The following is a 1356-nucleotide window of genomic DNA, read 5'->3' as shown; positions in this document are numbered from 1 at the left end:
CATAGCATGTGTGGATGGCCCCCGGGCTTCAAGGGCGGTGGATGGCAATCTGATGCAGCGGGTTGCCTGCGGTCATGTGTCCGGCCTGTTGTGCGGTCGGCATGACCGCTGGCCCTGATGGGTTCCGCGGGTTCGGTCCTTAACAATCTCGCGGGCTCGAAGCCCCCGCTATGATCCAGGTTTGCCCAACCCGTCGGTGCAACCGACTACGCCATCATGCTCCTCTGCCTTCGCTGGCCCCCGGCCGGCAGTCGCCGCCTAAGCGGCGACTGCGACTCCGTATTGCGTCCGCCGGGCCATGAGCGCCCAGGCGATACGCGCCATCTTGTTCGCCAACGCGACCACCACGACCATGCGCGGGCGTCGCGCCATCATGCCCTGGACCCAGGGGTTGGCCTTGACCTCCTTCGAGCACAGGAGCGCCGCCTGCGCACCGATGATCAGCAGGCGTCGCACATGTTCGTTGCCTTGCTTGCTGATCTTCCCGAGGCGGGCTTTGCCCCCGGACGAGTTCTGCCGCGGGACCAAGCCAAGCCACGCCGCAAACTCGCGCCCGCCTCGGAACACCGAAGGATCCGGGACCGTCGCAGCGATAGCCGTCGCGGTCATGGTCCCAACGCCGGGGATGCTGGCCAGCCGCCGGCTGGTCTCATTGTTCTTGTGCCAGCTGACGATGCGCCGATCGACCTCGGCAATCTGCTCATCAACGGCATCGAGCTGCTCTGTGAGCACGCCGATGAGCTGGCGCGCGAGGTCGGGCACCCCGCCGGCCTCGAGCGAGGCGAGCAGCCGCACGATGTTCTGCGGACCCTTTGCCTCGATCACGCCGAACTCCGCGGCATGCGCTCGGATCGCGCTGATCAACTGGACCCTCTGTCGCACCAACAGGTCGCGCACCCGATGCAACATCAGAGCCGCCTGCTGCATCTCGTCCTTGAGCGGGACGAAGCGCATGGACGGGCGGGCAACCGCCTCGCAGATCGCCGCCGCATCTGCAGCGTCATTCTTGCTCCGGCGCACATAGGGCTTGACGTATTGCGGCGGGATCAGCCGTACGTCGTGCCCGAGGGACCTTATCTCCCGACCCCAGTAGTGGGCCGTCGGGCACGCCTCGATGCCAACCAGGCAGGGCTTCAGCCCGGCGAAGAACTCGAGCATCTGGCTCCGACGCAGCCGCTTTGTGACGCTCACCGCGCCGGAGGCGTCCACCCCGTGCACCTGGAAGATGTGCTTGGCCAGATCCAGGCCGATCGTCTTAACCTCCATGGCGGATGGCTCCCGTTCGCTGACTGCTGACAGCCGCCAGCTTGGCACCAAGATGCCGGTAGGGGGCCATCCACCCCAACAATTCCGCGC

1 protein-coding gene is annotated in these 1356 nt (G+C 66.3%); it reads right to left on the bottom strand.

Annotated elements, in window-relative coordinates; all coding sequences use genetic code 11:
- Positions 1-258: 258 nt before the first annotated feature.
- Complete coding sequence (locus tag GXW74_RS27715; protein WP_211850160.1) at positions 259-1266, bottom strand: IS110 family RNA-guided transposase; 1008 nt, start codon at positions 1264-1266, stop codon at positions 259-261.
- Between the last annotated feature and the right edge of the window lie 90 nt (positions 1267-1356).

Source organism: Neoroseomonas eburnea (genome assembly GCF_018129005.1).
Classification (GTDB): domain Bacteria; phylum Pseudomonadota; class Alphaproteobacteria; order Acetobacterales; family Acetobacteraceae; genus Neoroseomonas; species Neoroseomonas eburnea.
The sequence above is the reverse complement of the archived record's forward strand: the minus strand, read 5'-3'. Positions and strand labels throughout refer to the sequence as shown.

What these genes read in the sequence shown, in the direction of transcription:
- GXW74_RS27715 (WP_211850160.1), bottom strand. Translation starts at nt 1,266, where the DNA reads ATGGAGGTTAAGACGATCGGCCTGGATCTGGCCAAGCACATCTTCCAG.